This is a genomic window from uncultured Cyclobacterium sp., assembly GCF_963977555.1.
Lineage (GTDB): Bacteria > Bacteroidota > Bacteroidia > Cytophagales > Cyclobacteriaceae > Cyclobacterium.
The window spans coordinates 78,591-101,471 of sequence record NZ_CAXBPD010000008.1 but is presented as its reverse complement, the minus strand read 5'-3'; the positions used below and the strand labels follow the sequence as shown (position 1 = coordinate 101,471).

General features: G+C 38.6%; 21 protein-coding genes. 7 read left to right on the top strand and 14 right to left on the bottom strand.

Annotation, left to right across the window (positions count from 1 at the left end; all coding sequences use genetic code 11):
• Positions 1-4: 4 nt before the first annotated feature.
• Both radA and polA read right to left on the bottom strand, forming a co-directional pair.
• Complete coding sequence (gene radA, locus AAC073_RS11740) at positions 5-1,381, bottom strand: DNA repair protein RadA (RefSeq protein WP_339924026.1); 1,377 nt, start codon at positions 1,379-1,381, stop codon at positions 5-7.
• Positions 1,382-1,496: 115 nt separating this feature from the next.
• Complete coding sequence (gene polA, locus AAC073_RS11735) at positions 1,497-4,313, bottom strand: DNA polymerase I (RefSeq protein WP_339924025.1); 2,817 nt, start codon at positions 4,311-4,313, stop codon at positions 1,497-1,499.
• 247 nt (positions 4,314-4,560) lie between these two features.
• Here polA and AAC073_RS11730 point away from each other — a divergent pair, with 247 nt between their 5' ends.
• Positions 4,561-4,875: a hypothetical protein gene (locus AAC073_RS11730; RefSeq protein ID WP_339924024.1), complete on the top strand. Its 315-nt coding sequence runs from the start codon at positions 4,561-4,563 to the stop codon at positions 4,873-4,875.
• Positions 4,876-4,982: 107 nt separating this feature from the next.
• On the opposite strand, the gene AAC073_RS11725 is transcribed toward AAC073_RS11730, so the two are convergent.
• The 3 genes from AAC073_RS11725 to AAC073_RS11715 all read right to left on the bottom strand — a co-directional run bounded on the left by AAC073_RS11725 (position 4,983) and on the right by AAC073_RS11715 (position 6,862).
• A complete protein-coding gene (locus AAC073_RS11725; RefSeq protein ID WP_339924023.1) occupies positions 4,983-5,429 on the bottom strand; it encodes a hypothetical protein in 447 nt (148 codons plus the stop codon).
• 70 nt (positions 5,430-5,499) lie between these two features.
• Positions 5,500-5,952 carry a hypothetical protein gene (locus tag AAC073_RS11720; protein ID WP_339924022.1) on the bottom strand — a complete coding sequence of 151 codons (453 nt, stop codon included), beginning with the start codon at positions 5,950-5,952 and terminating at the stop codon, positions 5,500-5,502.
• A 286-nt stretch (positions 5,953-6,238) separates the two neighbouring features.
• Positions 6,239-6,862, bottom strand: a complete 624-nt coding sequence (locus tag AAC073_RS11715; RefSeq protein ID WP_339924021.1) for a hypothetical protein — start codon at positions 6,860-6,862, stop codon at positions 6,239-6,241.
• Positions 6,863-6,982: 120 nt separating this feature from the next.
• Between AAC073_RS11715 and gltX the strand changes: the two genes are divergently transcribed.
• From gltX to AAC073_RS11700, 3 genes are read left to right on the top strand one after another with little or no spacing between them, the layout of a single operon-like run.
• The gene (gene gltX / locus AAC073_RS11710) at positions 6,983-8,518 is read left to right on the top strand and encodes a glutamate--tRNA ligase (protein ID WP_339924020.1); all 1,536 of its coding nucleotides are present in this window, start codon (positions 6,983-6,985) and stop codon (positions 8,516-8,518) included.
• A gap of 36 nt (positions 8,519-8,554) precedes the next feature.
• Positions 8,555-8,749 carry a hypothetical protein gene (locus tag AAC073_RS11705; protein WP_020891964.1) on the top strand — a complete coding sequence of 65 codons (195 nt, stop codon included), beginning with the start codon at positions 8,555-8,557 and terminating at the stop codon, positions 8,747-8,749.
• Positions 8,750-8,795: 46 nt separating this feature from the next.
• Positions 8,796-9,437 carry a porin family protein gene (locus tag AAC073_RS11700; protein ID WP_339924019.1) on the top strand — a complete coding sequence of 214 codons (642 nt, stop codon included), beginning with the start codon at positions 8,796-8,798 and terminating at the stop codon, positions 9,435-9,437.
• A 4-nt stretch (positions 9,438-9,441) separates the two neighbouring features.
• Here the strand turns inward: AAC073_RS11700 and AAC073_RS11695 are convergent, their stop codons facing one another.
• Genes AAC073_RS11695 through AAC073_RS11675 form a run of 5 tightly spaced genes read right to left on the bottom strand, consistent with a single transcriptional unit; the run spans position 9,442 to position 12,585 of the window.
• Positions 9,442-10,314: a hypothetical protein gene (locus AAC073_RS11695; protein WP_339924018.1), complete on the bottom strand. Its 873-nt coding sequence runs from the start codon at positions 10,312-10,314 to the stop codon at positions 9,442-9,444.
• On the bottom strand, positions 10,265-11,092 hold the full coding sequence (locus tag AAC073_RS11690; RefSeq protein WP_339924017.1) for a hypothetical protein: 828 nt from the start codon (positions 11,090-11,092) through the stop codon (positions 10,265-10,267). The genes AAC073_RS11695 and AAC073_RS11690 overlap by 50 nt, the downstream gene beginning before the upstream one ends.
• A complete protein-coding gene (gene yidD / locus AAC073_RS11685; protein ID WP_339924016.1) occupies positions 11,089-11,481 on the bottom strand; it encodes a membrane protein insertion efficiency factor YidD in 393 nt (130 codons plus the stop codon). Before yidD ends, AAC073_RS11690 begins: the two co-directional genes overlap by 4 nt.
• On the bottom strand, positions 11,444-12,088 hold the full coding sequence (locus AAC073_RS11680) for a hypothetical protein (RefSeq protein ID WP_339924015.1): 645 nt from the start codon (positions 12,086-12,088) through the stop codon (positions 11,444-11,446). The genes yidD and AAC073_RS11680 overlap by 38 nt, the downstream gene beginning before the upstream one ends.
• A 50-nt stretch (positions 12,089-12,138) precedes the next feature.
• Positions 12,139-12,585, bottom strand: coding sequence for a hypothetical protein (locus AAC073_RS11675; RefSeq protein WP_339924014.1), 447 nt, complete (start codon positions 12,583-12,585; stop codon positions 12,139-12,141).
• A gap of 829 nt (positions 12,586-13,414) precedes the next feature.
• Between AAC073_RS11675 and AAC073_RS11670 the strand changes: the two genes are divergently transcribed.
• Positions 13,415-14,017 carry a hypothetical protein gene (locus AAC073_RS11670; RefSeq protein WP_339924013.1) on the top strand — a complete coding sequence of 201 codons (603 nt, stop codon included), beginning with the start codon at positions 13,415-13,417 and terminating at the stop codon, positions 14,015-14,017.
• Positions 14,018-14,027: 10 nt separating this feature from the next.
• Here AAC073_RS11670 and queG read toward each other — a convergent pair whose 3' ends face one another.
• Both queG and ruvB read right to left on the bottom strand, forming a co-directional pair.
• Complete coding sequence (gene queG / locus AAC073_RS11665; protein WP_339924012.1) at positions 14,028-14,951, bottom strand: tRNA epoxyqueuosine(34) reductase QueG; 924 nt, start codon at positions 14,949-14,951, stop codon at positions 14,028-14,030.
• A 33-nt stretch (positions 14,952-14,984) separates the two neighbouring features.
• Entirely contained in the window at positions 14,985-16,022 is a 1,038-nt protein-coding gene (ruvB, locus tag AAC073_RS11660) for a Holliday junction branch migration DNA helicase RuvB (protein WP_339924011.1), read from the bottom strand.
• 157 nt (positions 16,023-16,179) lie between these two features.
• On the opposite strand from ruvB, the gene AAC073_RS11655 reads away from it, so the two are divergent.
• Positions 16,180-17,247: an FAD:protein FMN transferase gene (locus tag AAC073_RS11655; protein WP_339924010.1), complete on the top strand. Its 1,068-nt coding sequence runs from the start codon at positions 16,180-16,182 to the stop codon at positions 17,245-17,247.
• Between the two features lie 12 nt (positions 17,248-17,259).
• On the top strand, positions 17,260-17,994 hold the full coding sequence (locus AAC073_RS11650; protein ID WP_339924009.1) for a ZIP family metal transporter: 735 nt from the start codon (positions 17,260-17,262) through the stop codon (positions 17,992-17,994).
• 775 nt (positions 17,995-18,769) lie between these two features.
• On the opposite strand, the gene AAC073_RS11645 is transcribed toward AAC073_RS11650, so the two are convergent.
• Both AAC073_RS11645 and AAC073_RS11640 read right to left on the bottom strand, forming a co-directional pair.
• Entirely contained in the window at positions 18,770-20,281 is a 1,512-nt protein-coding gene (locus AAC073_RS11645; RefSeq protein ID WP_339924008.1) for a glycosyltransferase family 39 protein, read from the bottom strand.
• A 145-nt stretch (positions 20,282-20,426) separates the two neighbouring features.
• Complete coding sequence (locus tag AAC073_RS11640) at positions 20,427-22,850, bottom strand: hypothetical protein (RefSeq protein WP_339924007.1); 2,424 nt, start codon at positions 22,848-22,850, stop codon at positions 20,427-20,429.
• Between the last annotated feature and the right edge of the window lie 31 nt (positions 22,851-22,881).

Genomic DNA, 22,881 nt, shown 5'->3' with positions numbered 1-22,881 from the left:
CCTGTTATAAAAATATATGGCGGTACATTTCTTCCAGTTTACTTACTGCAAGGACTTCGATTTTGTATTTGTCTAAATCCAGGCCTTTTATAGCGTATCGGGAAAGCATTATTTTTTTGAAGCCCATTTTTGCCGCTTCTGCAATTCTGTTTTCGATCCTGTTAACCGCACGCACTTCCCCTCCGAGACCAATTTCTCCAGCAAAACATATTCCAGGATCAATGGCTTTGTCCTCGTAGGAGGAAATGATAGAAGCTGCAACGGATAGATCCAGTCCTGGGTCATCCACCCTTATACCTCCGGCAACATTGAGAAAAACATCCTGTTGCCCCAATCGCATGCCTCCTCTTTTTTCTAAAACTGCCAGTAACATGTTCAGTCTTTTGGCGTCATGCCCTGTGCTACTTCTCTGGGGTGTGCCATAAGTGGCGGGACTGACAAGGGATTGGATTTCGATTAATAAAGGCCGGTTTCCTTCCAGCATGGCGCCTATTGCCACTCCGTTTAATTGCTCGTCCCGCTGGGTCATCAGGATTTCAGAAGGATTGGTGACGGGCCTCAATCCATTGGCATGCATTTCATAAATGCCCAATTCATTGGTAGAGCCAAACCTGTTTTTAGAGGTTCGGAGGATTCTATAGCTCAAGTGACGGTCTCCTTCAAACTGCAGGACAGTGTCTACCATATGCTCCAATATCTTTGGCCCTGCGATGGTTCCGTCTTTGGTAATATGGCCAATTAGAAAGACGGGTGTTCCCGTTTCTTTGGCAAATTTCATCAACTCGGCAGTACATTCTCTTACCTGACTAACAGATCCTGCTGGTGATTCTACATATTGACTGTGGAGGGTTTGAATGGAATCAATGACCAGAAGGTCTGGCTTTAGCAATTCGATTTGTTGAAAAATATTTTGCGTTTTGGTTTCGGAGAGCACAAAACACCCATCGGAATGGTGCTGCATGCGCTCACTACGCATTTTTATCTGTGTTTCACTTTCTTCTCCGGAAACGTACAATACCTTGGTATTTGAAAGCATCAAAGCAATCTGTAGCATGAGTGTAGATTTGCCTATCCCTGGTTCGCCACCTATTAGCACCAAAGATCCGGGCACTATTCCTCCACCAAGTACCCTGTCCAATTCTACATCCCCAGTCATCAGGCGGGTTTGTTCCTCAAAGGTTATCTCCCGAAGTTGTTTGGGTTGATTTGCTTTTTTGGTGCTATTATTACTTGCCTTCCAGCCTCCCCTTTGAACCTCTTCTTTCTGAATGACCTCTTCCACAAAAGTATTCCATTCTCCACAGGAGGGACATTTACCGGCCCACTTGGCACTTTCTACGCCGCAGTTTTGACAAAAAAAGGATGTTTTTATTTTAGCCACATTAATTATTGTTGGTGAGCTTTCGGTAAATCAATAAATTTCTGGAAACCCAACTCCCTGGGTTTATACCTATAGGGCCAAGTTTAGCAACTTTGCCATGTTTTTTTCAGGGGTATTAATGGGCTTCCAGCCAATCATTACCTACCCCTACCTCAACTTCCAATGGCACAGCAATTTTTATGGCATTGGCCATTAAAAGGGGGATTTCTTTTTTCAAAAGCGCTACTTCATCCTTGTGCGCATCAAAAACCAATTCATCATGTACCTGAAGGATCATTTTAGATTTAAGGTTTTCCTTAATCATCCAATCCTGAACATGGATCATGGCCAGTTTGATCATATCAGCAGCTGATCCCTGAATAGGAGCATTGATGGCATTTCTTTCGGCGAACCCTCTCATGGTTGCATTCCTGCTGTTGATATCCCTTAAGTACCTTCTTCTGCCTAAGATCGTTTCCACATATTCGTTCTTTCTCGCATTCTCTATGCACTGATCCATGTAGTCCTTTACAGCAGGGAATTCCTTGAAATAAGCATCGATAATTTCTTTGGCTTCTCCCCTAGGGATCTTAAGCCTTTGGGACAAACCAAAGGCAGAGATGCCATAGATTATTCCAAAATTGGCTGTTTTTGCTTTTCTTCTCATGTCTCCTGTTACCTCTTCAAGAGGAACCTGGAAAATTTTGGCAGCAGTTGTTGCATGTATGTCACGTCCCTGCTTGAATGCTTCTATCATCGATTCATCCTGGGAGAATGCCGCCATGATGCGCAATTCTATCTGGCTATAATCCGCAGCAAGTATGGAATGATTTTCATCTCTTGGAACAAATGCCTTCCGTATTTCTCTACCTCTTTCAGTTCGGATAGGGATGTTTTGTAGATTTGGATTGTTGGAAGAAAGTCTACCTGTGGCAGCTACAAACTGATTGTAGGTAGTGTGGATTCTACCTGTTTTAGGATTAATTAAAGCAGGAAGCGCATCTACATAGGTTGACTTTAATTTTACCAACTGTCTAAAATCCAGGATAGCCTGAGCGATTTCATGTTCACCTGCAAGTCGGCTTAGTACTTCCTCGCCAGTAGCATATTGGCCGGTTTTTGTTTTTTTGGCTTTGGCATCGAGCTCAAGTTTGTTGAAAAGAACCTCACCCAGTTGCTTTGGAGAAGCCAAGTTAAAAGTCTCCCCAGCCAATTCATATACCCTCGCTTCTATTTCCTTGCTCTCCTTTTCAAGGGTTACAGACATTTCTTGCAGGCTTTCTATGTCTATTTTTATACCTTCAAACTCCATGGCTGCCAATACTTCAATCAGCGGGCTTTCTACCTCTAGTAGGAGCTTTTCAAGCTTGTTTTCTTTGATAATTGGATCAAGCTTGGTTTTTAATTGCAGGGTAATGTCTGCATCTTCCGATGCATAGGGTGCCACTTCTTCGGGGGCTACATCCCGCATTGTCCCTTGGTTTTTTCCTTTTTTTCCGATCAGGCTTTCTATGGAAACTGGCTTATAATTTAAGTATTGCTCCGCCAACCAATCCATGGAATGTTTGCCTTCAGGCTCTATCAGGTAATGGGCCAGCATGGTGTCATAGCGTTTCCCCTTTACTGCAATTCCATAATTCATCAGCACTAAAATATCATATTTGATATTCTGACCGATTTTTAAAATGCCCTCGTCTTCAAATACAGGTTGAAGCTGGGCTAGAATTTTATCAGCGGCCTCTCTTTCTTCAGGGAAGGGGATGTAGTATGCTTCTGAAGTGATGTATGAAAAAGAAATTCCCACCAATTCAGCCTTATTGGGATTGATAGAAGTAGTTTCAGTATCGAAGCAAATTTCTTTTTGTTTCAAAAGATAACCAACCAAATCAGCAATGGCAGTTTCACCTTCTACTGTGTGGTAATCATGAGGGCGATTGTAAATTGTATCCAATGCTACAGACTCAGCTATTGGAGGCTCCAGTTCGGCCTCATTATTGGAAGCTGCCTCGGGTTTGTCATTTCCAGTAAATAGACCCAATTGTTCATCTACCTTTATTTTGGACTTTTTCACTCCTTCTCCAAAGACTCTTTTAGAGAGCGTTCTGAATTCCAGTTCAGCAAATAAGGCTTTTAAGGTTTCTTCATTAGGGGGTTCAATTGTGAAATCATCTGCATGATATTCTATGGGAACATCTATCATGATGGTAGCCAATTCTTTGGATAGAATTCCTTGCTGCGCAAAATTCACTACATTTTCCTTTTGTTTCCCTTTTAATTGGTCCGTGTTTTTTATCAGCTCCTCAATGGTTCCATATTGTTTGAGCAATTTAACCGCTGTCTTCGCACCAATTCCGGGTATACCTGGGATGTTATCAACCGCATCTCCCATTAAACCAAGCATATCCCTTACTTGGTCTACATTCTCAATGTCCCATTTTTCGCAAATTTCTTTAGGACCCATCACATCTACGGCATTTCCCATAAAAGCAGGTTTGTAGAGGTAGATATGTTCATCTACCAACTGCCCATAATCCTTGTCTGGGGTCATCATATAGACCGTATAGCTGCTTTTTTCGGCTTGTTTTGCGAGGGTACCGATGATGTCATCTGCCTCATATCCATCCAGTTCAAGGGTTGGGATATTAAAAGCTTTAACGATTTGCTTTACCCAAGGTATGCCTACAGCTATGTCCTCGGGTTGTGCTTGTCTATTGGCTTTATAGGCCTCAAATTGGACGTGCCTAAAGGTAGGGGCAGAGGTGTCAAAAACTACCGCTATATGGGAAGGCTTTTCTTTTTCTAAGATCTCCAGTAGGGTATTGGTAAAGCCGAGCATGACCCCTGTGTTTAACCCTTTGCTATTGATTCTCGGATTTTTGCTGAAGGCAAAATGGGCCCTGTAAATCAGTGCCATAGCATCCAGTAAGAATAGTTTTTTGTTGCCTTTAGACATTTTTAGCTGTGATTTTGATGTTTTGCGCTACTTTAATTTGGTAAATATACAAACAATTTTAGCCTAAGTTAATGAATTTTAGGGAATGCATGAGCGGTAAGAAATGAGGCAATGTGCGTCCTTTTGGCATAAGATCAACGATATCAATTAAATTGGTAAGGTTATTGATAATTAAATCTTTTGTGAGGACGCTTAAAAAGCGTGTTTATAAAGAATTAATGAGGGTTTAACAACAACTATAACGAATATGAAAAAGATAGCTTACTTTTTATCATTTGCATTATTATTTACAAGTCTGGCGCCTGCCGCAATGGCCAAGGATGGAGACAATAACCCGGAAAAAAAGGAGTTGAGTCCTGAGGACCAAGCAAGGCTGGAAGAGTTAGATAGCCGAATACTGGAAATCAAAGCCATGGATTTTAAGGCCATGGACAAGAGTGAAAGAAAAGAAATTCGTGAAGAACTGAGAGAGATCAACAAAGAAGCTAAAGAGCGTGGGAGTGGGATCTATATTTCTACAGGAGCCATCATCATTATCTTATTGTTGATCCTTATCTTGTAGATTATAACAATTCGATTGAATTCAAAGGGTTGCTGTTTATCTTAAAACGGCAACCCTTTTTAGTGTTTAGGGGCTTATTTTCGAAATGACTGCTCAAGTTGAATTAATTACGCTGGGAGCGTTTTTAGGTATTTTTTCACTTGCCAAGCTTTCCACAACATTATACCTACAAGTATGATACAGAGGATTTCATTAAAGAAAAGGTGAAATGCGACCCGTTTGTTCCATTCTAATTCTGGCATATAAAGAAGGAGAAAGGTAAGTATGCTAACGAGTTTCCCGAACAGTCCAAGGGCCGTAAGGTAAATCCAACTTATGGGATAAAAGGCGGACAATAAAATAATGATCCCTGAAATTATGCCAACGATTCCATAAAACCCGGTCGGCATGGTAGTGCTAAAATCAATTTGCATAGACAACCATGAAAACAATTGGGGGCCAAACCATTTGAAAAGAGCTGCCCAAGCAGCGGTATAGATTCCACTTAAGAGCAATATGCCTCTGTTTGACATGGTGAACATTGGGAATTCATTTGTACTTGAGGGATTATTCATGGCCAAATTTAAAAAGGATACATTGATAAAAACCAGCTTTTTTAATATTAATACAATTAGAACATTTATTCTAGTTTTTGACCGTGTTGGAAAAGTACCTGAATGCCCAAAGCGTTTCGCTGATCAAGTTGATGGGAGCACTGGTTTCTTTGATGTTTTTGGGAGCAAAGGGTTCCAAAGTAACCCGAAAATTTTTGAAGCGGTCTTTTTCCACAATAAGTGAAAACCGGGAGGTAAGTTTTAGCAACTCTTTAGGAAAAAATACGCGTTGTTGCCTGTTAATAGAAGCAGGCATTCCGAACCTCTTTTGGCTTGCAGCATAAGTTTCTACTGCCATCTCAAACGATTCTGGTCCTATACACAAACTAGACTGTGCTGTGAAGCGAGGATTAAATGAATGCATAATTTTGATTTTGTTTTTTGCAAATACATATAACACCTTATTATCGATTTCTTTTTTTAGAAACAGTTGATTTTGAGTTGCAAAGAAATGCCAAAGATTGTCAATCCTTTTTAATTCCATAACTAGATTATTTTTGGGTCATTTAATTCTTTAAAGCAAAATACGCAGTAGCTTTTACTAATACTTGCTGATTCGACGCGGTGTGCAAATTCAGTCAATGAATCCTATTTTCAATTTTTATTAGCTGGTTTCTAAATACTGTTACATCTAATGGGAAAAGCCAATAAATCCTATTACACATTATTATAAGTTAATAAAAAAAGTAGCCTTTCCCAACAGGATTTACGAAACCCATTAGCTGTTTGGTTAAATTCTGAACGTTTTGAGATTAAATTTATATCGAAACTTACTTAGTTGCTGTAATTTTAAGAAAATCATTTAGGGTATCAATAAAAGCTTCTTTTTGCTTTTTGTCTGGATATAAGTTTAGCCATTTTTCGTCTGTAAATACTTCTAAATTACCCTCTTTTTCTTGAAGCCAACCCGCGATTTTTTTTGCAGCTGCTAAATGTACGTGTCGGTCTGCAGCTCCAGATCTAATTATTAAGGAGTCTTGGACTGAAAGCTGTCCATTTCTCAATCTTAGGCTTCTATCGGTTAATTTGCCTAGGGGTTTTAGATAGAGAAAGGCGGTTTGGTTTTTTTTATTGAGAATTAGATCTAACTGGAGCGTGCTTTTTGTGCTGTCTCTGTCGAAAGAAGTGTTGGTATAAATTTCTATTTTGGCTTCAGGTAAGCGATTGATTTGATAATCTATCCTTCTGACATTGTAAAAAAACAATCTACCTGCGTCTTTCATGGTGAAAGTGGGGTCTTCCCCAGAGTTGTTGGCTCTATGGCCATCGAAGAAAGAAAGAATGAGAACCAAACCCAGAGAAGCAAAGCCGAAAATTTTCAAAAGTCGAAACAGTTCCTTTTGGGAGGGGTCGTTATTTACAGGAGTTTTTGCCATGATTGGCTTATTAAACATCAAGTAACGTTTTATAGTTTAGCTATTAAAGCTCAATGACAATACTTTGAGGTAGATTCAGGCGATTTCGTTATTTATTGATTATCTTTGCCCACTTAAATTGAAATTGATTGCTGTTTTATGAGTAAGGAAGTACGCGTTAGATTTGCTCCATCACCTACTGGAGCTTTACATATAGGCGGTGTAAGAACTGCATTGTACAATTATCTTTTTGCCAAAAAACATGGTGGAAAATTTTTGTTAAGGATTGAAGATACTGATCAAAACAGGTATGTGCCTGGCGCCGAAGATTACATTAAACAATCTTTGGAATGGATAGGAATTGAACCTGATGAAAGTCCTTGGAATCCTGGAGAGGTAGGGCCTTATCGCCAGTCCGAAAGAAAATCAATGTATATGGAGTATGCGCAATATCTTTTGGATCAAGGGCATGCCTATTATGCGTTTGATACTTCTGAAGAGCTTGATGAGATGAGAAAACGGCTCACTGCTGCTAGGGTAGTTTCCCCACAGTACAATTCTATCACTAGAACGCAAATGAAAAATTCCCTTACCCTCCCATCTGATGAGGTGAAGGAGCGTTTGGATTCAGGTGAACCGTATGTGATTCGTATCAAAATCCCAAGAAAAGAAGAAGTAAGGTTAAACGATTTGGTTCGTGGCTGGGTAATGGTTCATTCCAATTCTTTGGATGATAAGGTATTGATGAAGTCTGACGGAATGCCCACTTATCATTTGGCAAACATAGTTGATGATCATTTGATGGGAATCACACACGTTATTAGGGGGGAAGAGTGGCTTCCATCTGCTCCGCTTCATGTTTTGCTATACAAGTTTTTAGGTTGGGAAGACACCATGCCACAATTTGCCCATCTTCCTTTGTTACTTAAGCCTGATGGCAATGGTAAATTGTCCAAAAGAGATGCAGACAAGCACGGGTTCCCAATTTTCCCTCTTAACTGGACTAATCCCGAAAACGGTGAATTAGTAGATGGTTTTAAGGAAGCTGGTTATTTGCCTGATGCATTCCTTAATTTCCTTGCCTTCCTAGGTTGGAATCCTGGTGATCAGCGTGAAATGTTTAGCATAGATGAATTGATCGAAACATTTTCAATTGAGCGGATTGGTAAATCAGGTACAAAATTTGATATAAATAAAGCGAAGTGGTACAACGAACAGTACCTGAGAAATAAAAGCAACACGGCGCTTTCTGCTTATTTAGCAGCAGATCTTGCAAAGGAAGATGTTTCTATAAGTACGGAAAAAGCGGAGAAAATAGTATCTCTTATGAAAGAGAGAGCGACTTTCCCTTCTGATCTTTGGAAAGAAGGGCGCTTTATGGTATTTGCTCCCAAGGAGTTTGACCAACAAATAGTAAACAAAAAGTGGAACCAGGATGTGGTTACAGTTTTGTCTGCTTTTGAGGAAAAATTAGGTGGCTTAACGACTACACTTACTGCAGATATGTCTAGAAGCATGCTGGGTGAAACTGCAGACGAGAAAGAAATTAAGTTAGGCAAAATAATGCAAGCAGTAAGACTTGCCATTACGGGAGTAGGGGCAGGACCTGATCTTATGCAGATTTTCGAAATATTAGGTAAGGAAGAACTGATCATTAGAATTAATTTTGCGTTAAAGAATATAACTGTTGCTTAATTATTATATGTAAAGTTTACTTTAAACCCTGGAGTCATGGCTAAGAATTCAAAAAAGAAAGATATACCAAAAGTCAATGAGGAATTGGAAGGTTTTAAAATGAATATCAATTCATTTGGAGAAATTTCAAGCTCGTTTTCTATTGATAAAATCAATGCGTTTTTGAACAAGAATGTGGATGATAAGAAATTGAGGGACAGAGAGGGCAATAAAGAAGAAAAGAAAAAATAGGTAAATGCTCCTATTAATTTGTGTTAATGAGACCATTTAATGACCTATGAAGTCTGCTTATTTATTTTTACTTCTTACCTCTTTTATGACTGTAGGCAATGTATTTGCCCAGACGAGTATTGGTTTGAAAGCAGGGTTTACGCAGTCAAGTGCAAATTACAGGACATCTCTAGGTACTTACCCCAGAGATGTCACTGGTTTTAATGCACCTAGTTACTCCTTAGTAGTCGAACAATTTTTCGAAAAGCATGCGGGAGCTCAGGTGGAGTTCCAGTTTTTAACTACAGGGTACGCAGCTTCAGACTCCATTAATATGGGGAATGAAACCAGGTTCACTTACTTAAAGGTACCTGTTCTGTCCAATTTTTATTTAGGAAATTCTGGAAGGTTTCATATTAAAATAGGACCACACCTTGGTTATCTTTTGAAGACTGATGATATTGAGAGGGTGATGGAAGGCGACTTAGTGATTCCTACCTACGGACAGGAAAGCGATACCCCTAGAAAAATTATGTATGGGCTTACTGCTGGTGTAGGCTTGTCCAAATTGTTTGGTAAGCATACTATCCAAGGTGAAGTGAGGTATTCTTATGAATTTGGTAATCCAGAAGCACAGGAAAGAATCTTTGATCTCAATTTTACCCAATTGGAATTTTCTTTAGCATATTTGTTCAGGGTAGCAGATTGAATTGCTATATTTTTGGTTGAGCTGAGGCAACAGCAACGATAATTTCTTGAAATATCTCCGCAGTTTCTCTTTGGATTTTCTCATAAGCGGCTTCTTCAGCCCTTAAGTATCCGCCCATATGGTACCTTTGGTACCATGGCAAAATAGAAATAGCAGCGTCCCAGATAGAGTAGTTAAACATTGTCTGTAAAGTCAAGTAGGCAAAGGAGCCATTGAGCACCAGTGAATTTATGCCATTCCTCACGTCTCCAGCATAAAATTGACCTAAACCAGGCACAATCATACTCATGATACGCGCTTTCTTAGGGTTTATTTTCTCCACCTTTTCCAATTTTGAGAAGGATTCTATGATTTTCATTTGGAGCGTTTTAGCTGATACGATTTGTAAAAAACTGGCTTTTGATTCATCGTATTCGCCCAAACCGTAATGAATTATTCCGGCATACAGCAGTTTCCTATTTGTTAAAGCGGGAGGTAAGTTCTCAGGTAAATTCAATAGCTCAACCATGGCGAAAAGAAAAGACTTTTCTCTAACCAGGCTTTCGATTTTTTTAAAAGTATAGTTTGTTTTGCTTGTATCTGCTGTAGCAGCAAAATAGGCAAGGTCAAAATACCTCGAAGCAGTCGAGTAGTCTTCTAGTAAAAAGTAACATTCAGCTATATTTGGAAAGACCTTTTGCTGGAAATCCTCATTGCCAAAAAACAAAACACGCTGGAAGGCTGCAATTGCTTCTTTAGGTCTGTTTAATTCCATAAGGTTCAGTCCGTAATCAAATGTTTGACTTACGGTTTGGGCTTTACTTACTACTGAAAATAAACAACTAAAGTTAAAAATTAGAATAAAATAGATGCTCGATTTTATTTTGATGAAATTCATCTTTTTTAAGATTAATCAATTTTGCAGATTTATGCGATCCAAAAATATTCCCCACATGAAAGCCTAAGGAGATGGATGCAAAGATCCAACCTCTGACACTTTCTACTCCCTGCCGTTGAAAGGCCCTTTGTGCTTGCCAGGCTGTTGAACCTACAAAGAGTAGTGCTACTAAGCCATCTTTCCAATCTCCAGTATAAAGTTTCCCTGAACCTGGGACTATTGTAGACATAATGGCTGCGAGACCTGGACTTTTTCTTTTTTCATCAAGTGCCTGCCTGGTGATGGTAAGGTACTCCTGGGCAGATTGGAAATCACTTCCTTCCAAATGACTGTATGCTTCAAAAGCAGGTTTCCATTCGTAATTTATAGCATAGGTAGTTCCTGTATAGAAGTAACGTTCGCTCTCTTTAAGGTTAATATTATTTTCCGAGAATTCTTCTGCTTTGCTGAACTGATTGTTCTTAAACAATAGGGCCAGGTATTCGAAAGCCAATTCACTTGGCAGGTGGTTTTCATTTGGGTAAAGACCTAACGCACGGTTTATGCCTACATCCCATAAATCTGCTTCCCAGTAAACGGCCAATAGGTTTTTCTGAAGGGTTAAATCACCTGGTTTCATAAAAACGAGTCTTTCATACTCGGGTATGGCCAGGTCAAACTGATTGGTTTGTCTCAGGTAGCTTGCAAATGCTGCTGAATTCTCGAAATCATATAAGTTTTGACTAAATCCTGATAGGCCAAATAAGGACAGTAATATTACTGCAAAGAAATACTTCATTTTAATTCATCTATCATTAAGGTTCTGTCCTCTGTCCAGGAATACTTTTCGGGGCTCAAACCATTGCACCTTGTTAATCTATCCATTGTATTAGCAGCCCCGATCAATACGCCGTATTTTTTTACGGCTAAAAGACCGTACTCAGAACAGGATGGATAAAACACACAATTTGAGCCATCTTGAGATGAGATGAAGTTTTTGTACACCATAAATAAGCCTGAAAAAACAGATTCAATCTCATTCTTGTTTTCCTCAGCTGCTTCGTAATGAATTTCTTCTCTCTTTTCAGATAGTAAATCCTTGTAGTCAAGGACCTCGCTATTAGATTGAGCGAAGGTAACGCCAACTAAGCTACAAATCAGGAAGCTTGTAATCGTAAATAATTTCATTTCCTTTTTCGTTTATGACCACATTCTTGTAGGAAGTAACTTGGTAGTTCTGTCCCTGATCATGGTAATTTATTTGGGTGATCTCTGTTGGGATTTCACAACCCGAAACATTGATATAGTTTTTATAGAATTGCTTGCTCAACAAATCGCTGTTGGGGTTATAAAAAGCGATGGCTTGTAACTTTTTGTCCAAATTAGACATTATTACTTTACCCATTAATGTTTTTACCCGATCTTCTTTTGGTTCCCAAGTGGTCAGAATCTGTTGTTCTTTTTTTTCTACATCTACAATAGTATAGCCACTATTTTTTAAACCAAAATCAGCGAGTTGTCCTGACAAGGTGTAGTGGAAAAATGAGGAATTAGGAATTATAAATGACGATGTTTTGCTTAATAATTCGCTGGCTTGGAATCTATATAGAGTAGTATCCTTAAGCACCCAGGTTTCAGGTTCTGGAAAGGATATATCGTATATTATTTTCTCGGCTGAAAGGTCATAAAAAACCTTTCCAACAATTAATTTGGAGGTGCCATCAGCAATTTTTTCCTTGATAGAAAAGTCCGCACTTATCCTAAAAAACTGTTGCCCAAAATTAATTCCGGGCAACAGTGTTAATATCAGTAGTATTAGTATAGGTTTTTTCAGAAGACTATTAATTAAAATGGATAGGCAGAGAAAGCAAATAGGTATGAAGCAGCAACTAAAAGGGCATATACACCACCTAAAGCTACACAACCCCAGATCGCTTTTCTGGTTTGCTCTTTGTCTTCAGCATCAAAATGTACGATTGCAATACCGATAGGACCTAATACGCAACCCCAAAGAAAGGAAGGGATACCTGCTACCGGATGATCACCTGCATTTACTGCAAAGTTATTCAACATGTTGGCATCTAAGTTGACATCAAATGCATTGGAATTTGCAACGACCTCTTTAAGGGTGATTCCCTCATTTGAAAGTACGTACTCTTCCAGTTGATCAAGTTCTGAAAATTGAGCTTCAATAAGTGCTGAATTGAAATCCAAAACATCAGGTTTAATTTCCTCTCCAAAGGAGATTCCAGAAATTAAAAATGGAACAATGAATGCGATTAGTTTTTTCATAGTATAGATTTATTAAAGATTTGGTTTATAAAGATATTAAAAAATCTAAATAATCAACCCCATTTTAGAAATATTAAAATAGTTCATTTTAAGGTTTTGATATTTATACTAATATATAAGTAAAATTTTAAAATATTTTAAGTTTGGTAATTGTATTTAATGTTCAAGTAATTTGTATTTTCCTAGAATAAATTAGGGTAGAATGTAATGTTTTAATTGAAAGGGCTAGCCTTAAAATTAATTTTAAAGTCATGGTCAATTGATGTTTTACTCAATGATTTATGAAATCATTTATTGTTACGGATATTATTTAACGCTAGAAACATCAAAGCGGTGGGGTAAGAAAGCATCCTTCATGGCTTGTTTATGAATTGGTTAGGGAAATGTATTAGATTCTATGGTTAATTTGAATTGAATTGCTCCACTTTATTTCTGATGTAGGATAATTCCCTATGCATCGATTTAGTAGGCATGTGGTTATTCTATTGTATAGATGAGAATGTTTCCAAAAAGTAATCTCTTGGTTGTTCAATGTTAAGAAAACATTAAGTTTAACTTTTCTGGTCTTTTTAATGGCCTGAATAATCTACTTATTTTTCATTTGCCTTTATTAGAGAGTTGATGCAAAGATTCTGATTCACTCGTGGATAAGCATAATAAAATGACTGAGCTGGATATAGCTTGTTTTTAAGGTAGCTGGATGAGCTTTTATTGCTGTTACAATTACTTTCCATTTGCTTAATAATTTGCTATTATTTATTTTTTTAGCAACTTCTCTTATTTTTAGATTAGAAGCGCTATTTTTGTGTGTCCTACCATTATAAATATTATGAAAAAACAAAAAAATTACCATTACCTACTATTTGCCTTGCTGGCAATATTTGTAAGTAGCTGTAACCTTTCAGACATCATTGATGACGATGATTTGGATGACGACGATCCAGAGAGTGAAATAATGTCCGCCAAAATTAATGGAGACGCTTTCATGGCGGTTGATTCAGATAAAACTTTGATCCAATTGGATGATGTGGATGCGGAATTGAATTTAAATGGAGATGTATATGAATTAAATATCTCCGGTTTGGATTTTGGCAATTCCTATTTAACCACTATTACGATATCACTTCGTGGTGACAGCTATTCATCTTTGAAAGTTGGGGATGAGTTTTTAGGAATAACTGAAGAAAGTTATTCAAGTGGAAGCCCAATAGGCGCTGTTGGTATAATAGCAAAAGCTTCCTTGGGTGGGACTACTGAATTTGGAGGTACGACCTTGTTTAAAGAGGAAGAAACAATCAATGTTAAAATCACCAAACTTGATAAGGAGAATGAACTTGTATCGGGAACCTTTTCTTTTATTGCGAAAGATGAAGACGATGATAATTTTGAAATTAGGGTGACAGACGGTGTGTTTACAGATGTTGAATTTTAAGTTAGTTCACTTAATTTTTTACAAAATTAATATTCCTTTGGAAGCCTTCCCATTTTGTTCTTTTTAAAGCAGATCGCTTAAATACCTTATTAAAAGTTTCTTTAGTCATTTCTTTCCATGCTGAATTTTCTAAATCAGCATGGTGAAGAAATGCTTCTTCCTTATGTGGTTTAGAAAATCGGTTCCACGGACACACGTCCTGGCAAATGTCACAGCCAAAAACCCAGTTTTTCATTTTTCCTTTAAAATCCTCGGGAATAGCATCCTTTAACTCTATGGTAAGGTATGAAATACATTTAGAACCATCAATTACATTGTCCTGCAGGATGGCATCTGTGGGACAGGCGTCTATGCATCGGGTGCAAGTGCCGCAATAATCCCTCGTTGTTGGAGCGTCATAAGCCAAAGGTAAATCAATGATCAGCTCTGCTAGGAAGAAGAAGCTCCCTGATTTTTTATTGAGCAATAGACTGTTTTTCCCTTTCCAGCCCAGCCCTGATTTTTGAGCCCATTGCCTTTCCATTACTGGTGCGCTGTCTACAAAAACCCTACCATGGACTTCACCGATTTCTTCCTTTAAGCATTCTAAAAATTCTTTGAGTTTATCTTTAATTACAAAATGATAATCTTCCCCATAGGCATACTTTGCTATTTTGAGCGCATCCTCATCTTTCACTTGCCCCTGTTGTGGGTAATAGTTGTACATTAAGCTGACGACAGATTTAGCGCCTTCCACCAATTTTCGCGGATCCAATCTTTTGTCAAAGTGGTTGGCCATATAGGCCATCTTTCCATGATAATTTTTATTCAGCCAGTTCTCTAATTTTGGTGCATCTTCCTCCAGAAAAGCAGCTTTAGCAATGCCACAATAGTCAAAGCCCAGTCTTGATGCTGTGCTTTTGACAATTTGTGTATGTTTGGCAATGGTTTTCAAGAACTGCTGAAATTAGAGGTTCAATTAAGAAATTTAGCTGTCAAATAAATTACCTGAAACTCCGCCTAAGTTTGGCTTTATTTTAAGGTGTTTATAAGCCAATTCCGTAGCTGTACGACCTCTGCTTGTTCTTTTGAGGTATCCTTCCTTAATTAAAAATGGCTCGTAAACCTCTTCAATTGTTTCTGCCTCCTCGCCACAAGCAGTGGCTATTGTAGATATCCCTACTGGTCCGCCTGCAAATTTGTTGATGATGGTAAGTAAGATTCTATTGTCCATCTCGTCCAGTCCATTGCTGTCTACTTCCAATGCATCTAGGGCTATCTTGGCAATCTCTAGGGTAATACGCCCATCGCCTTTTATTTCGGCAAAATCCCTGGTTCTGCGAAGCAGGTTATTGGCTATTCTAGGTGTACCCCTGCTTCTTCGAGCAATTTCAAATGCAGCTTCATTGTCCATAGGAGTTCCTAGTATGGCGGCAGATCTTTTGACGATGGTGCAGAGTAACTTGGCATCGTAGTATTCAAGTCGCGCATTGATTCCAAAACGTGCCCGTAATGGAGAGGTAAGTAGCCCTGACCTTGTAGTCGCTCCTACAAGTGTAAAAGGATTTAAGTTTATTTGGACTGTTCGTGCATTTGGTCCAGAATCCAACATGATGTCAATCCGAAAATCTTCCATCGCGGAATAAAGGTATTCTTCCACTATTGGATTTAGACGATGGATTTCATCAATAAATAAAACATCTCCTTCCTCCAAATTAGTGAGTAGCCCTGCTAAATCAGAAGGCTTGTCTAAAACCGGACCAGAAGTAATCTTTAAAGTTGACTCCAGCTCATTGGCGATGATATGACTTAGAGTAGTTTTGCCCAATCCTGGGGGGCCATGAAGCAATACATGGTCCAAGGATTCATTCCTTTTCTTGGCGGCCATAACAAAAATCTTGATGTTTTCCACAGTCTTTTTCTGACCTGTGAAATCATCAAAACTTAAGGGCCTCAATGCTTTTTCTATTTCCTTATCTCCAGTACTAAAGCTTTCCTGGTCACCTCGCAGATAATCTTCTCTCATATATACCTTCTATGTGTTACAAAGATAGAAAATTCATACCAGCTTTGCAGGTTTTCAATGGTTTCCAACCAATCAGCAAGTGATGGAATTAGCTAAAAACAATGGGCAATTGAAAAAATAGAATTAACTTTGGGGAAATTAAAACTGGCATTGTTTTATGCAAAAATCAGCCAAGAAAAATATCATCTACAGCATTTTGTTACTGTTAGTGGTGTTTATGGTTTACCTTTATCGGCAAAACAAAGAAACTGTTACTTCACCTATCTCTGACAATCAAAAAACGGTTTTTAGTGGTAAAACCATGGGGACGACCTACAGGGTGGTTTACCTTGACCCTGGTGGGAGAAATTTTAAAAAAGACATTGATTCTATCCTGGTTAATTTCAACCAGGCACTCTCTACTTATATTTCAGATTCAGAATTAAGCAGGTTAAACAAGTACGATTCATTGGTTTTTGAATCTGAGTATTTTTATCCTGTGTTGAAAACCAGTAAAGAGGTTTTTTCCCTTACTGATGGGGCTTTTGACCCTACGATCGGGCCTCTTGTCAATGCCTGGGGTTTTGGGCCAGATGGACCCTCTTTGCAGGACAGTCTTGGGGTTAAACAATTGTTGGAGCGTGTAGGATTTGAGAATATTGTTTTTGATGAGAAAGGAGTCAGAAAGACCGAAACGGATGTATACCTGGATTTTAGTGCCATTGCCAAAGGATTTGGCGTAGATGTAGTTGCTAGGTTTTTAAGTGAGCAAGGCATTCAAAACTATCTCGTGGAGATTGGTGGTGAATTAAAAGGAAATGGTGTAAATGAGAAAGGTGAGCTTTGGAAAGTTGGCGTGTCTCAACCAGGTGAAGAAGGATTAGCCAATGAAATTTATAGTATAGTTGCCCTCGAAAACAAAGGTCTAGCTACCTCTGGTAATTATCGAAACTTTTATATTAAAGACAGTGTAAAATATTCACATACCATTAGTCCATTTACTGGCTATCCTGTGGTGCATCGTTTGTTAAGTGCTACAGTGGTAGCAGAAAGCTGTATACTAGCTGATGCCTATGCTACCGCCTTTATGGTGTTGGGTATGGATCAGGCTAAGGAAATTCAAAAATCGGTGGAAGGTATAGAGATCTTTCTTATCTTTAATGATGATCAAGGTCAAATTCAATCCTATGTCAGTGATGGTCTTGCGCCATTTTTGACTTCTGTTGCTGCCCAAGAATCCAAATAACCCTACCTAAATATGTTGTCTGTTCTATTACTGTTTTTTGCTGCCGTAGGTGCAGGTCTGGTTGCCATATTGGTACCAGGATGGAATGAAAAGAGTTTTAAACTGGCGCTAATATTTGCTGGGGCTTACCTTTTTGCAATTACCATTCTGCACATTTTCCCTGAGCTTTTTGCCAATAAAGAATCAGCTTACTTTATGGGCTTGTATATTTTACTTGGATTTTTATTGCAGCAGGTGTTGGATTTTATGTCTTCAGGAATTGAACATGGACATATCCACGACCATAAAGGGCATGGTGCAGGGAATACTGTTTGGACCTTAATGATAGGTTTATTTTTACATGCTTTTCTGGAAGGTACCTTGCTTTCAAAGCAGCCGATGCTTACTGGTCATCACCACGGAAGTGAAACCTTGCTGATGGGGATGATTATGCATAAAATGCCTGAGGCCTTCGCATTGGCAGCGGTACTATTGACACGTTTAAATAAAACCAGTACGGTTCTATTATTAATTTTATTTGCACTCGCCTCCCCATTAGGGATGCTCTCTACGGATTTCCTATTTGACCGGTCCTTAATAGGAAGAGGAACCCTTGATATTTTGTTTGGCTTAGTAGCGGGTGGCTTTCTGCATATATCCACCATCATATTTTTTGAAAGTTCGCCACAACATCGCTTTCAATTGCATAAACTGTTGATCATTCTCTTGGCATCCGTCCTAGCCATATTGACCGAGTTTATCGTCTAGGATTTTAAGATTTATGGATGTCTTTGCATCTATTGGGAGCATTTTACCCAAATTATGCTATAGGATTTGTGTAGCTTGTTTCTAGTTTACAGGAAGGGCTGCAATCGAATAAAAATTATTAGGTTGAGGGATTTGGCGTAGCAACACTATGGTGAAATTGAGAACAGTGACTAAGTGGCTGATTTAGTTCGCCGCGGTGGACCAGCACGTAGTAAATTGTCTATTTCGGGTTTAATAATCCGAAGTACAATAGGATTAAAAAAAAATGCCAGGGTTTTATTTATCATAAAACCCTGGACAAACCCTACATTAAAAAATAACCAACTTCCGCTACGGTATCCAACTTCCTTTCTCGTCTCACACCGTTTTCATATTTTTCTATAGCATAAATGTACTAAAGAAAATTTTACAATACCAATTAATATAAAAGTAAATAGCAATATATGTTTACAAAGATTTTTTAATTGTACAAAATACAATAATATAAGTATTAAAAATGGCGAAATACAGTTAATTGTATTTGATGCGTACAAAAAACCTGTTTATTTGAGCAGTCTGTATGAGAAAATCACATTAAGTAGTTGAAATTAAGATAATTGCGTATTTTTGGGTCGATTTTTATCGAATTTTTAATAGAGGCAATGAGAATTAATACATCAATTACAATAATCCATTGAAATCTAAAATTTAAAAGAAATTTAGTTGGGCGTAAAAAGATAGATTAAAGCAATCTTATATACTATAGCTATAGTACATCATCAATGGAAATTTTAAACTAGTAAGTAGAGGGGATAGTAGGTTTGTATTCTTTTAAATTTGACCACACTTGAATACTTATATCTCGCCTGGAAATACCATAAAATTTTGATACAAATGTCTCTTCATAGGTTAGGGTTTCAAAAATGGCTTTATTATTTAGGGTATTGTAGTTCCAGCTAACAAAAATACCGGTGTTTGGATGCCCTATAAATTGCTCCATACCAGTCCAGAAATTAAACTGATTTTTTCTGGATCCCATATTCAAAACATAGGTTTGTGGGTTTTCCAACAGGTAAAAGGAGAGTTCTGAAGCAGTATGGTAGGAGTCAGAAAAAATGAATTCATTGTTAATGTCAAGACTGTCTTTCAGGTAATCAATTCTTTTTGCCAATTGTTCATGACCTAACAATCTTTTAACAATCTTTTGCTCTCTTATTCTTATTGGTTCGATCGATTTAATCCCAGTATAATCCGGTAAAATGAAAAGGATGGGTATTGCAATACTGAAAAAAATGCCGCCCAAACTGATGATTTTCCAAAGCCTGCTTTGCACCACCATCCACCTGGCCAAAGCAATTGCAAAACCAGAATAAGCAAAAGCGGGCCAATTTACCATTGCCTCCTTGAAGAAGCTCAAACAGCCGAAAAAGATAAAAGCAATAAATCCTGGCAGGACCAGATAAATCAAATTCGCATTTTTATTTCTAAAGGTATGCATGAATGGGGCCAACCCTAGGGGGACCAAGAACAAGGATACAATGGCCAATTGCCCTTTTAAATATTCAAAAAAACTTTTGCTGGTAGTAGTAACAGACAATGCCTTGGAACTGACTTCTTCTGTACCGGTCAAGGCCATTAAATGCCTCAAGGTTTCATAATCATTTTGCCAATTCCAAAGAATTGCAGGAACAAATCCTAAAGCACTTATGAGAACGTACATCAAAAAATTTGCTTGATGGGTTTTCCAATTTTTGAGGTATAGTAGGTAAATTAGGAGTACCGGAAATATAAGTAACATCACATATTTTGCCGTGAGTCCAAAAACTGTAGCGATACCTGCATATATCCACCAAATACATATCTTTTCCTTAATTCCCCTGTAAAGAAGATAGGTACTTAAAATCCAAAAAAAGGAAAGAGAGGAATCTGTCGTATGAAATGTGGTGGCCAACCACCAAGAAGGCATTGCCTGCACGATTATTGCAGACCAAAAGCCTGTTCTCTTAGCGTACATGTAGGTCCCAAATAGGTAGGTAATCCAGGCAATACCAACCCCACAAAGTATCGCATTCAGACGAATGGCTATCTCTGTATTGCCGAACAGAGAAGTGCTTAAAAAATTCAGAACCGCTACCAAGGCTGGTTTTGAATAATAATGCCATGCCAAATGCTGTGACCATAACCAATACTGGGCTTCCTCAGTAAACAAGTTTATTTCTGGCCGAAGGGTAAACAGAATTTTGGATACCGCAATTGCGATTGTTAATAGGTATAAATAGACAGAATATTTTTTTTGGCTGGAAACCATAAAAAATGGGTCAGGATAAATATGCTTTTATAAAACACATTATAATTTAACCCTAAATATTTAATGTTCAATGGGTTATTCGGTTTTGTGGCTTAAAATCAAGATATCCGGCTATTTATTAAAGGTTAATTGTTTTTTGTAAGCATTATGGCTTTGGAACAATCCATATTTCTGCGACCTGAGCGCCTCTTTCACCTTCTCCACAAGTCCAATGGAGAACCAATTTACCATCTGAGTAAGTACTGGTGGGAATTTCAAATTCATACAAAGGCTTTACTCCTGTTTTAATGAAATCATGGATCACATGCCCATCGTCAGTGGTCAATTTCATTTTAGCCCTAAACCTTCCAGTATAAGCGATTTTTATCCTATAGGAAACTTCTGGGTTAAGCTGTTCATAACTAATGACCAGAGGAGTGTCATAAAGGGTAGTTACTTGGTTCATCCATGCCAATGGGGTAGCAGTCCCTCCAAAACCTACTGCTTGAATTTCATGCACCCACTCTTCGCCCCTCAAGCCTACACCAAAACTTGCCCTGGGACCATATAGACCTCCAGGGTCCTGACTCCATTCGGTTGTTTTTAATACCCTATCCCAACTTTTTCCTTGGCCGAAATTGTCATAAAAACCTCCTGGTCCCGGGTTGGTACGATTCAGCAATTGCGCTATTTTCTCTAGTCTTTGCTTTTCATTGGTATCTTTCTTGATTTCATTGAGATTGGCCAAAAGCCATGGGGCATCATTGAGCACCACATCCAAATTATCTATGAAGTTTCCCCTGCCAGAAGCAGCACCATGAGGTATTACGGTGAGTTGGGCACCTATACTGTTGTACAGCGCATCTGCCAATTCCAGACACCTTTGTTTTAATTGAGCAATATAAGGGTCTGCCATTTTTTCATGCAATAGGGCAGTGGCCATTTTAATACTGTTCAGGCTTCCTTCTTTCACAGCGCTGTGGAGAACATTTTGCGCCATTTGTTCTTGTTGGGTTTCAAAAAGCAATTTTTGCTGAATGTATGCATCGAAATAAGCCCGGATCAGGCCCATTTGAAACCTGAAATTACCCATTAAATTGGCATCTGCTCTTTTTTCCATGTCCTGCCACTGGGCCAGTGTTTGTCGAATACCAGTATTAGTAAGCAGTGGACCCTGAAGATTTTTTTCCTCTGCTAAAAAACCATTGGCTGCTGCATCTACCCACTTTGGGCCAAAGAAAAAGCGAGAATAGTCTCTAAGGGTCTCTATAACTTCAGTTTCAGGATTCCATTCCTGATCGTTCCAAATAAATTTATTCACATCGTCATTGGTGCCTTCGGAATAGCTCAAGCTTCCATTGGCATATTGGGCCAGAGAATTGTGGATGGTTTTTTGATCCATTGGGCGTGGATTAATGGATTCTCTCCCTAAGGTCATCGCCATGGCTAAATCCCATTCTGGAATTGGATATTGAGAGCTCAGGTTATGGGTAATGTCCGGATACCTTCGAATAGGGATTGAAGCATCGGTTAATTGTCTCAGTTCAGGTAAAGGTATTTTAACCCAAGGCCCGAAAACGACACCTCCAAACCAATCATACTTTTGGTTGACGTGGTAAAAAAACCGATCAAACCAGGCCTTTGTAGGCCTAAATACCTGAGGAGAAATCCATATTTTGGCGCTGGGGTGAAATCTATGAAGCTTGATTGCTACTTCTTCTAGCCAATGGAACAAAACATCCGGTTCTAGGTCTCCAGGGTCTCCCCCAGGTACAAAAAGATGGTCCAGCCTTGGGATGGAGGCAAATACATCTTTGCGTTGCGTTAGTTCTATGACTCTTGTTTGAGGATCTTCATAGTCATCAGCCATATTGGGAAACCACATCCAAACATCCAGATCCAACTCATCGGCAATTCGAGACTGCTCTCCGATCATGTCAATTGCTGGTAAAGTCATGTGTGGAGAGGTAAAGTCATCGTCAGTACGTGGAGGCATAATCTCTATGCTATTGGCTCCGAAAAGTGCCAATTCTCTAATGTATTGGTCAAAACGATCCACTGTAAATGCATCATAAGCATTGGTTTTGGGACGGTATCCGAGCTGGTGTCCTCTTATGGAGGACTTTGGTGAAGCCGATTTTTCAATGGCTTTGGTCAATAAAAGCTTGTTCTCAGACCAATTCATTTTCCTAAGGAAATGCCCAATTCCAAACAATAGGCCTTTGTCATCTTGGCCTATAATAATGGCATTTGGTTGGGACGATGTATTGTCAATAATGACTTTGAAACCTTCTTCAGGCATGGGCTCAACCCCTTGAAGGATTTTTTTCCATTTACTTGAGAGGGTTTGGATGTCCTCATATTGAGTTAATAGTAGGGTTGGTTGTTTGCCTTTTGTGCTATTCTGTATAAGAAATGGCTTGTCTATTCGTTTAGCCAGCTCCTCGTGTAGTACTGTGGCATATTTTTGCATCCGATCACTTTTGCCTTGAGTGACGATTACGGCATTTGAAAAATCCAGGTCTTGCCCATAAGAAAGACCATTTATCAAAAAAACAGAAACAATTAGGAGGGTTCGTAGTAGCATCATTATTTGGGATTATCCTTAAATATACCACTCT